At 48.9% G+C, this 9,884-nt stretch carries 8 protein-coding genes; 5 read left to right on the plus strand and 3 right to left on the minus strand.

Annotated elements, in window-relative coordinates:
* The first annotated feature begins 10 nt into the window (after nucleotides 1–10).
* Genes JQX58_RS12870 through JQX58_RS12880 form a run of 3 tightly spaced genes read left to right on the plus strand, consistent with a single transcriptional unit; the run spans nucleotide 11 to nucleotide 3,175 of the window.
* Nucleotides 11–694 (plus strand): response regulator transcription factor, encoded by a 684-nt coding sequence (locus JQX58_RS12870; protein ID WP_204147265.1) that lies wholly within the window; start codon nucleotides 11–13, stop codon nucleotides 692–694.
* Entirely contained in the window at nucleotides 657–2,114 is a 1,458-nt protein-coding gene (locus JQX58_RS12875; RefSeq protein WP_204147266.1) for a sensor histidine kinase, read from the plus strand. Before JQX58_RS12870 ends, JQX58_RS12875 begins: the two co-directional genes overlap by 38 nt.
* The gene (locus JQX58_RS12880) at nucleotides 2,111–3,175 is read left to right on the plus strand and encodes an ABC transporter substrate-binding protein (RefSeq protein WP_239090343.1); all 1,065 of its coding nucleotides are present in this window, start codon (nucleotides 2,111–2,113) and stop codon (nucleotides 3,173–3,175) included. Before JQX58_RS12875 ends, JQX58_RS12880 begins: the two co-directional genes overlap by 4 nt.
* Nucleotides 3,176–3,228: 53 nt before the next feature.
* On the opposite strand, the gene JQX58_RS12885 is transcribed toward JQX58_RS12880, so the two are convergent.
* Nucleotides 3,229–4,695, minus strand: a complete 1,467-nt coding sequence (locus tag JQX58_RS12885) for a RimK family protein (protein ID WP_204147267.1) — start codon at nucleotides 4,693–4,695, stop codon at nucleotides 3,229–3,231.
* A gap of 178 nt (nucleotides 4,696–4,873) precedes the next feature.
* On the opposite strand from JQX58_RS12885, the gene JQX58_RS12890 reads away from it, so the two are divergent.
* Nucleotides 4,874–5,974, plus strand: coding sequence for a GNAT family N-acetyltransferase/peptidase C39 family protein (locus tag JQX58_RS12890; protein WP_204147268.1), 1,101 nt, complete (start codon nucleotides 4,874–4,876; stop codon nucleotides 5,972–5,974).
* A 3-nt stretch (nucleotides 5,975–5,977) separates the two neighbouring features.
* Here the strand turns inward: JQX58_RS12890 and JQX58_RS12895 are convergent, their stop codons facing one another.
* Both JQX58_RS12895 and JQX58_RS12900 read right to left on the minus strand, forming a co-directional pair.
* A complete protein-coding gene (locus JQX58_RS12895) occupies nucleotides 5,978–6,823 on the minus strand; it encodes a universal stress protein (RefSeq protein ID WP_204147269.1) in 846 nt (281 codons plus the stop codon).
* Between the two features lie 12 nt (nucleotides 6,824–6,835).
* On the minus strand, nucleotides 6,836–8,320 hold the full coding sequence (locus JQX58_RS12900; RefSeq protein WP_204147270.1) for a SulP family inorganic anion transporter: 1,485 nt from the start codon (nucleotides 8,318–8,320) through the stop codon (nucleotides 6,836–6,838).
* Between the two features lie 216 nt (nucleotides 8,321–8,536).
* Between JQX58_RS12900 and JQX58_RS12905 the strand changes: the two genes are divergently transcribed.
* Nucleotides 8,537–9,884 (plus strand): retention module-containing protein (locus JQX58_RS12905; protein WP_204147271.1); only part of this gene is annotated, 1,348 nt, incomplete at its 3' end.

Genomic DNA, 9,884 nt, shown 5'->3' on the forward strand with positions numbered 1-9,884 from the left:
AGGAAAGGTCATGCGAATTTTGGTCGTAGAAGATACTGAAGTGTTGGGGCAGGCGGTGTGTGAGCGTCTGTCCAGTATGGGCCACGGGGCGGATTTGATCCAAGACGGCAAACAAGCTCAGGACTTTTTACGTTATCAAAGTGTCGATCTGATTATTTTGGATCTTAACCTGCCCAATGTGTCGGGCCTACAGATATTGCAAGGCTTACGACAGCGCGAAGACGCGACACCGGTACTGGTGTTAACCGCTCGTGATCAAGTAGATGATCGTATTCGCTTATTGGATGCAGGGGCGGATGATTATCTAACGAAGCCGTTTGATTTTGGTGAATTAGAGGCCCGTTGTCGGGCGCTATTGCGTCGCAAGCAAGGCTACGCTTCCAATGTGACCGAGCACGGTAACATTACGGTGGACCGTGATGCGAGGCAGGTGCTGGTTAATCAGCAAGTGACCGCTGTCACTAACCGTGAGTTTCGCTTGCTGGAAATCTTTTTAGGGCATTTAGGGCGCGTGTTAAGTAAAGATGATATCACTGAGCATCTATTTAACTTCGATGAGACTCCAGGGCCAAATGCTATTGAGTTGTATGTCGCACGCTTACGCAAAAAATTAGCCGGCAGTGATTTGGTGATCAGTACATTACGAGGCATTGGTTATGTGGCGGAGATCTCCTCAGCCGAGAAGCGTTCTTGAAGACTCCTTAGACTACGTGCATTCGCCCTCGCTGCGCGGGCGTTTTATTGTGGTTGGGGCGTTTACGATAGGCTTGATTGCCATGATCGCGATCAAGCTGGTGTTTGATTACAGTGAGCGCTTGGCGGATATCTCCTATGATCGCCTACTGCGTAGTGCCTTACTGCAGATTGATGAAAATGTGGGGCAAAGCCAAGGCGAAATCAGTGTTGATATTCCTTGGTCAGCCTTTGCAACATTGGCTCAGGCCAGTGATGATCGGGTGTTTTATAAAGTAGAAAGCTCAGATCAAGGTTTTATTACCGGTTATCATGATCTTGATGCGTCGCCGTTGTTGCCAGTGGAGCAGGGAACGGTGCAGTTTTTTGACCGTCGTTATTCCGGTGAGATCATGCGTTTTGCATGGCTTGAACGCTATATGACGGAGCCCGATGCTAGCGGTACGGTACGTATCGTGGTGGCACATACACGCTTATCTCGCGAAGCGATGGCAACCTCGATCACACAGCGAGCGGTGCATCTCATTGCGCTAGTGGCATTGGTGTCGATTGTGTTAATCGTTATTGGTAGTCAGCTGGTGTTAAGGCCGCTGCATCGTATCGAGCAGCAACTTGAAGATCGCACCCCTGGCGATTTAACGCCGCTAACACTCAAAACCCCTCGTGAAACTTACCACCTTAAAATGGTGATTAACCACTTTATGGAGCGCTTACAAACCAACTTGGCTGAGCTTGAAAATTATACCAGCAATGCGGCGCATCAATTACGTACGCCGATTGCGAGCTTAAAGGCTTTGGCAGAAAACGCCCGCGACATTGGTAAACCTGAAGAGCAGCGTGCCGCCCTTGAAAAGATCATCGGCCAATGCGAAGCGCTTAGCGACACGGTTAACTTTCTATTAAACCAAGCGGTCGTGAGCCATCGTTTACAGTCGCAAAATATGGGCTTGATCGATTTGGTGCAGCCGCTCCAAGAATCGTGTCGCGCTCAAGCGTTGGCGGCCTTTCGTAAGGGCGTCATGCTGTCGTTTGAGCAAGAAGTGGAGTCGGCGACGATCGTGGGCGATACCATGGCCATCGAGCAGATGATGCAGAACCTGATTGAAAATGCAGTGCGCTACAGTCTGCTTGAAGAAAGTTCCACACCACATGAGGTGGTCGTGCGCATTGTGCCGCGGCCCAATATTTATCGTGTGGAAGTGATCGATTATGGTGTGGGTATTTCGGATATCGACAAAGAGCGCGTGTTTGAGCGTTTTTATCGCGGCCGCTATGACATAACAGGCTCTGGCGTGGGCTTATCCATGGTGAAAGATATTGCCGATTACCATAAGGCGTCGATCCAACTTCAAGATACGCAACCTCAGGGCACGACTGTGATAGTAGACTTTCCAGTGTATGAAATGATGGGAGAGCAATGATGAAAGCCCGTTTGTTAATGCTACTGTGTTGTTTGTCGTTTCCTATTCAAGCTGCTGAGACTTTATGGTTTGGTGAGGCCAGTGCGCCGCGACAGCTTTATATTCATTCGACCTTGGATATGTCGTCGTTTCGGCCACTGCTCGAGCGCTTTGTAGGGCGTCATCCAGATATTCGCATTGGCTATGTGGATGTAAATACTCAGGAACTTTATTATCGCACTGTGTCGGAAAGTGACGCGCCTCGAGCGAGTTTGGTGCTTAGCAGTGCTATGGATCTGCAGTTGAAGCTCGTTAATGATGGCTACACGCAGGTCTATCAGTCGGATGAGACGGAGCGCTTGCCAAGCCATGCGAAGTGGCGCGATGAAGTGTTTGCGTTTTCGTATGAGCCAGTGGTGATGATGGTGAATAAAAACGCCTTTGCTGAGCGTGAGGTGCCACGGGATCGTCAAGAAATGCTCAGTTATATTCGCCAGTACGATGACTCGGTTACGGGCAAACTCGGTACTTATGATATTCGTCAAAGTGGGGTTGGCTATTTGCTGGCGAGCCAAGATGCGCGTCAGGCAGATGCCACGTGGGGGCGGATTTTAGAAGCCTTTGGTAGCCATCAGGTACGCACCTATTGTTGTTCAAGCGATATAATTGATGATGTGGCCAGCGGCAAGCTATTGCTGGGGTATAACTTATTGGGCTCTTATGCGGCGCAGCGAGCTAAACAAGACCCTGCATTAGAAATGGTGATTCCACAAGACTATACTTTAATGTTGATGCGTACGGCTTTGATCCCTAAAAATGCGCCCAACCGAGACGAAGCAGGGGCGTTTCTTGACTTTTTATTGTCCGATGCTGGGCAAGCATTGATGCGCTCAGAAGAGTTGCTGTATCCGATACATGGACAACGTCAAGCTAGCGACGAGGTGGCATTTCCGCTGGGTCCGACGCGGACCATTCGTACGGTAGATTTGGACCAACAATTGTTGGTTGGCCGAGACTTGATTAAACAGCGTCGCTTTATTAAGAGCTGGGAGCTTGCACTCGAGCTTAGCAGTGAGGATTAAATACACGGCTCTTTAAGCAGAAAAGGGCAGAGCGTACTCTGCCCTTGATTGGTTTAGTCCATGCGTTTTTGCTGCATGCGGCGTAAAAACTCTGACATGACTTGCATGTACAACTCATCGCCTAGGTACTTGTCTTCCACTCCGCGGTCAATGCTCGGGTTATCGTTCACTTCGATAACATAGCCGCGACCTTTTACTTCTTTTACGTCGACGCCATAAAGGCCGTTGCCGATCGGTTTGGTAGCTGCGATAGCGGCTTGTAGTACGCGTCGTGGCACTTCGAAGGTTGGTAAGGTGTCAAAGCCGCCGCTTTCACTTTTTGACTCGCCATGCTGGTAGATTTGCCAGTGGTTTTTGACCATGTAATAGCGGCAGGCATAAAGCGGTTTGTTGTTAAGAATGCCAATACGCCAATCAAATTCCGTGTAGAGGTATTCTTGTACTAACAGTAAGCTCGATTTTTTAAAGAGCTCGGCTAGGCAGTTACTTAGTTCCGCTCGGTCTTGGGCTTTTAGTACGCCTTTTGAAAACGCCCCATCGGGAATCTTAACCACCATCGGGTAGCTGATCGCCTGCTCAAGCGTGTCTTCAATATTGGCTTCGCCTTTATGAATAATGCGTGTTTTCGGGCTCGGTACCTTATGGGTGTTAAACAAGTCGGCTAGGTAGACTTTGTTAGTACAACGCATAATCGACTGTGGATCGTCCATCACGACCAGACCGTTTGCTTCGGCTTTTTTGGCAAACTGATAAGTGTGATGGTCGATGTTGGTGGTCTCACGAATAAATAAACCTTCGTACTCAGGTAAGCGTACGATGTCCTTAGGGCCAATCATGTCCACTTGAATGCCAAGCTGTTTGCCGGCTTGTACAAATTTTTTCAGCGCTTGCTTGTCGCTCGGCGGTAGCTCTTCTTCTGGATTGACTAGCATAGCTAAGTCGAACTTCACGCTGCGGCTCTTGCGGCCTTTGCTCCACACCTTATTACTAAAACCATCTAGCGCTTCGGCGAACAAGGTTTCTTCTTCGTCATTGAGTGCATGGTGAGAAACAGCTTTTAGGGATTTGACCTGCCACTGTTTTTTAAACACCAAGCTGAACTCGATCACTGGCGTGGGGAATTTTTCAAACAGCTTGCGCGTGAAGTCTTTGAGCTCTGGCGTTAAGGCGTTGCCAAAAATAGCATGGCCTTTAATCGTTGTCGGTTCAGCAGGCGTACCAAGTTTTTGCGCAACAGTCGGCAACCACTGAGACAGCTCAATGTCGTATAACGCTTTCTTGTTCAGGTCATTGAGTGTGCGTACGGATGGCATGACATTGTGGCCACGGCTTTCAGCCAGTAACGAGCAATAATAGCCATCCGACAGATAGCGACTACTCTTGCACAAATTAATAATGCGCACGCGTTCACTGGTTTTGGTGGTAAGCGATAGATACTCAGGAAAAGTGATCACATGATCGCTGGCGACGAAGGCTGACCAGTCTTTCTTCTGGTCAACGACGATGTAGGTTTGTGCCATAGAAAAATCCTTCTAATAGGGCGTAGTTATGTCGCCAATAGTGCGCTTTATTTAAGGCTTGTGGAAGTACTCACAAGCAATATTTTCTTATCGTCGACGACTATTTTTTTTCTAAGTTTAGCCCTAGAATCAGCGTTTTGTATTCCTCTCTTTTACAAGGCTTGAGGGCCTTATTTGTATGGCTGTTGAGTTCCAATTGCGCTTAGCGCAACTTGCTGATTTGGATGCGCTTGATGCGCTAGAAAAAGACGCCTTTAAGGGCGATCGTATGAGTCGCCGCAGTCTGCGTCATGCGATTAAGTCTGATGCATCGGTGATGCTGGTGGCGTTTGATGTCAACAATGCCTTGTTGGGCTATGCATTGGTGCACCTTTTTAAAGGGCGAGCTCATGCGCGCTTGTATTCGTTGGCCGTCTCGGCGCAAGCGCGTGGAAAGGGCGTTGGCAAAGATTTGTTGGCAGAGGCTGAGCGTCAAGCCGCTAAGCATGGCTGTATTTCACTGCGCCTTGAGGTTAATGAGTTCAACAAAACCGCCATTAGTCTCTATCAAAAGGCGGGTTACCGGCCGTTTGGTGTCTATAAAGGTTATTATGAAGACCACAGTAATGCGGTGCGGATGCATAAACGCATTCGCGCGTTTGATGATCAAAGCCGCTTATTGCAAGTACCGTACGTAGGCCAACGCACGCCGTTTACTTGCGGGCCAGCTTCTTTGTTGATGGTGCTGGCAGCGAAAGATGAGCAGCAAGCGGTAGACCTTGAGCAAGAGCTGGATATTTGGCGCGAAGCGACCACTATCTATATGACCAGTGGTCACGGTGGTTGTCATCCTACTGGATTGGGCTTGGCGGCTCAGCGTCGCGGATTGCAAGCTGAAGTCTGGCTTAATGATGATCAGCCGCTGTTTATGGACGGTGTTAGAGACGAGCTGAAGAAGACCGTGTTGCTCGCGTGTCATGCTAAGTTTCAACGTGAAAGCGACGCGAGTGGCCTAGTCGTGCATTCTGATCCACTCAGTATTGCGGATGTGATCGCGGCAGTGGATCGCAAAGCATGGGTGATTGTCTTAATCAGTACTTATCGCTTGGATGGTAAAAAATCGCCTCATTGGGTCGTAGTAACAGGCTACGATGAGCAACATATCTATGTGCACGATCCAGATTTTGAGGAAGGGGTGGCGCTGGTGGAGTGTCAGTACGTGCCAGTGCTTAAGGCTGATTTTGAAAAGATGAGCAAATTTGGCCGCTCGAAGTTACGAGCGGCCATCGTCTTGTCGTAATGCTTAGCGCAGGATAATCACTGGCACTTGGCATTTGGTCAGCATTTTAGTGGTGTTGCTGCCGACAAAGAATTGACGCACTTTAGAGTGTGCGTAAGCGCCCATGGCGATCAAATCGATTTGATTGGCACGCTGATAGCTTAACAAAGCTGCTTGAATGTCGTCGCCTTCGATCAGCTTAGCTTCGACTTCGAAGCCCAGATCGACAAGCTTGGCACGCGCTTGGTCCAGTTCTACTGCTTCGTTAGCTTTGTCACGTTTTACCATGACTAAGTGACACGGAATACCTTTTAGAAGTGGGCTTTGAGCGATGCGCTCCAGTGCCACTTTGGCGGTTTCGCGACCATCATAAGCCACCATAAAGCTTTGTGGCGTTTTGAACTCATCCGACACAACCAGTAGCGGCTGATGCAGTGAGCGTGCAGCGCTTTCAAGGTTGGAACCAATGACATCGCTGTCGAGGTGTCCGGTGCCTTGTTTGCCAACGACATAAAGGCGCGCATCGTCTGATAGATCTGTCAGCGTTTCGACAAAGTTACCATGACGTTGTAGTTGCGACGTCTCAAGGCCTTTATCAGCAACGAAAGCTTGTGCGTATTCCAGCAGTACTTTACCGTGCTCTAGGGCAAGCTTGGCACGCTTCTCGTCAAGCTCAGTGAGCTCTTCCAATAAATGCTCACGACTGCCAAGACCGATGGTGCCAGACAAATCCTGTTCGTTTGATGAGCTTTTTTCGAGCGCATGTAGCAGCACCAGCGGTGCTTGCATGCGTTCAGCCGCCCACGCAGAGGCGCTCAAAACATTTTGCGTCAATTTAGAGCCATCGATGCATGCGATAACATTTTTCATGTGCGTCTCTCCTTAATGGCCGCTTAGCAGCTTATCGGCTTCTTCAGGTTTGTTGTGGACTCCAAACTTATCCACTACCGTTGCTGTGGCTTCGTTCATGCCAATGACGTCCACTGTAGCACCTTCACGGCGGAATTTGATCACGACTTTGTCTAACGCGCCGACTGAGGTGATGTCCCAGAAATGAGCATGAGTTAGGTCAATCGTCACATGTGAAACGGCTTGTTTAAAGTCAAACGAATCGACAAATTTCTCAGTCGAAGCGAAGAACACTTGGCCAACCACTTGGTAGGTAATGCCTTGCTCAATCGGTTCTGTTTTAACCACCATAAAACGTCCCATCTTATTAGCAAAGAACAGTGACGCCAGTAATACACCGGCAAACACACCTAAAGCCAAGTTGTGTGTCGCAACCACGATAGCCACTGTGGCTAGCATAACAATGTTGGTCGACATCGGGTGATGCTTCAGATTGACAATCGATTCCCAAGAGAATGTACCAATGGATACCATGATCATCACCGCGACCAGTGCGGCCATCGGGATTTGACTGATAAGGTCATCTAGGAACACCACCATGATCAACAAAAATACACCGGCGACAAACGTCGATAGTCGACCACGACCGCCTGATTTGATGTTGATAACTGATTGACCAATCATGGCACAACCTGCCATACCGCCGAGTAGGCTTGAACCAATGTTGGCAACGCCTTGGCCTTTACACTCACGGTCACGATTACTCGTAGTATCCGTTAGATCATCGACGATCGTGGCTGTCATCATAGATTCAAGTAGACCCACCACAGCCAGACCAAGCGAGTAAGGTAAGATGATCATTAGGGTTTCAAGATTTAGTGGTACATTAGGCCATAAGAAGATAGGCAAGGAGTCAGGCAGCTCACCCATATCACCCACGGTACGAATGTCTAAACCGATCGTCATGGCAAAAGCGGTTAGCGCAACAATACATACCAGCGGGCTGGGTAGTGCTTTACCGATAACCGGTAGATAAGGGAATAGGTAAATGATACCAAGACCTGCGGCTGTCATGGCATACACATGCCACGTAACATTGGTCAGTTCTGGCAGCTGGGCCATAAAAATAAGGATAGCGAGGGCATTAACAAAGCCCGTTACGACTGAGCGGGACACAAACCGCATCAATCCACCGAGTCTTAGATAGCCTGCTGCTATTTGAAACACACCACAGAGCAAACTGGCGGCGAGCAGATACTCAAGACCGTGCTCTTTTACCAGAGTCACCATCAACAAGGCCATCGCACCGGTCGCGGCTGAGATCATGCCTGGGCGGCCACCCAAAAAGGAAATGATCACGGCAATACAAAAAGACGCATACAAGCCGACTTTAGGGTCGACGCCAGCAATGATCGAAAACGCAATTGCCTCAGGAATCAACGCTAACGCTACGACTGTTCCGGACAAGACGTCACCACGTATGTTTGAGAACCACTCTCTTCTTAATGTATCAGTCATGAATACCCTATATGGTTGGATGAGATTGAGCAGCAATGAAGCGTGACACCTTGCATGTCTGGGCGCTGCGTTTGGAAGCGCTGCATTATAAAGACTCGCCATTATGAAGGCAATTTGTGTCAAAAAAGTGGCTCATATGTACCTTGGTACAATAGTAAGTTGCGGGACACTGGTCTAACTTTCAAGATAGCGTAAATTTCATAGTAGGGAACCATCATGAGCGATATCCAATCTTTTGCAACACTAGGCAATCCTGTTGGCTTTGTATCACAGCTATCAGGGACCGTAAGCGTTCAATCCATTGACGGCCAAGAGCGTGTTTTAAGCTTAGGCGACCCGATTTATTTTGGTGAGACAGTTGTTGCCGCTGCTGAAGGCAGTGCCACGATTGGATTTACTGATGGTACCGAAATTTTTGTCTCAAGCTTGGCAGCTGTTGAAATCGACGAGCAAGTATTTAACTTTGCAAGCGTCGACAATGCCAGCGACGACACCCCACAAGATATAGACCCTGCTGATAACGCCACCGATATTGCTGCCCTACAACAAGCCATCTTAGAAGGACAAGACCCTACCTTAGTCCAAGAAGCGCCTGCAGCGGGTGAAGAAGCCGCTGCCGATGGTGGTGCGATCACCGCCGTGGATATCGAACGTACCGATGCCAGTGCAACACCAGAGTTTGGTTTTGATACACAAGCGGTGGGCACCGAATCGGCAATTGAAGCGCCTGAAGAAAATGATCCAGTGTTGCTAAATACCGCAGCAGCTATTGCTGGCCCTGGTGAAGGTGCTGTTACCGAGGATACGATTCTTAGTACCGGAGGAGCATTAACCATTGATGATCCTGATGCTGGTGATGAATCTTTCAATGCACAAACAAACACAGCTGGTGATTTCGGTACATTTAATATCAATGCTGCAGGTGTATGGACTTATGATCTAAATAACGACTTAGATGCAGTTCAAGAGTTAGGTGAGGGAGATACACTAACTGAGACCTTTACAGTTACTTCCTCAGACGGCACAGCAAGCACGGTTACGATAACTATCAATGGTACCAACGACGTACCAACCTTTGGTACAGGTGATGGTGTTGATGCGGGTGAAGTTACCGAAGATGCTGCGTTGACGACGAGTGGTATTTTGACCATTGATGATGTGGATGCAGGTGAGGAAACGTTTGCAGCACAAACGGGTACAGCAGGTAACTACGGTAGCTTTTCGATCGCTACCAACGGTGCTTGGACCTACACCCTAGATAATGATTTAGACGCCGTTCAATCATTGGGCGAGGGCGATACATTAACTGAAACCTTTACGGTTACGTCTGCAGACGGCACTCAAAACTCTGTCACTGTTACGATCAATGGCACGAACGATGCGCCAGTTGCGACAGCAGCGACGGCAGCGGTGCAAGAGGATGCGAGCGTATCTGGTACGGTTACGGCGTCGGATGTGGATCTACCAGCCGGTGCAAGCCTGACGTTCAGCACGACCTCAACGGCTACAGGCCTAACCTTCAACAGCGATGGTACTTACACGTTCGACGCGTCGTCTTACGACA

Source organism: Marinomonas ostreistagni (genome assembly GCF_016888445.1).
GTDB classification, from domain to species: Bacteria; Pseudomonadota; Gammaproteobacteria; order Pseudomonadales; family Marinomonadaceae; genus Marinomonas; species Marinomonas ostreistagni.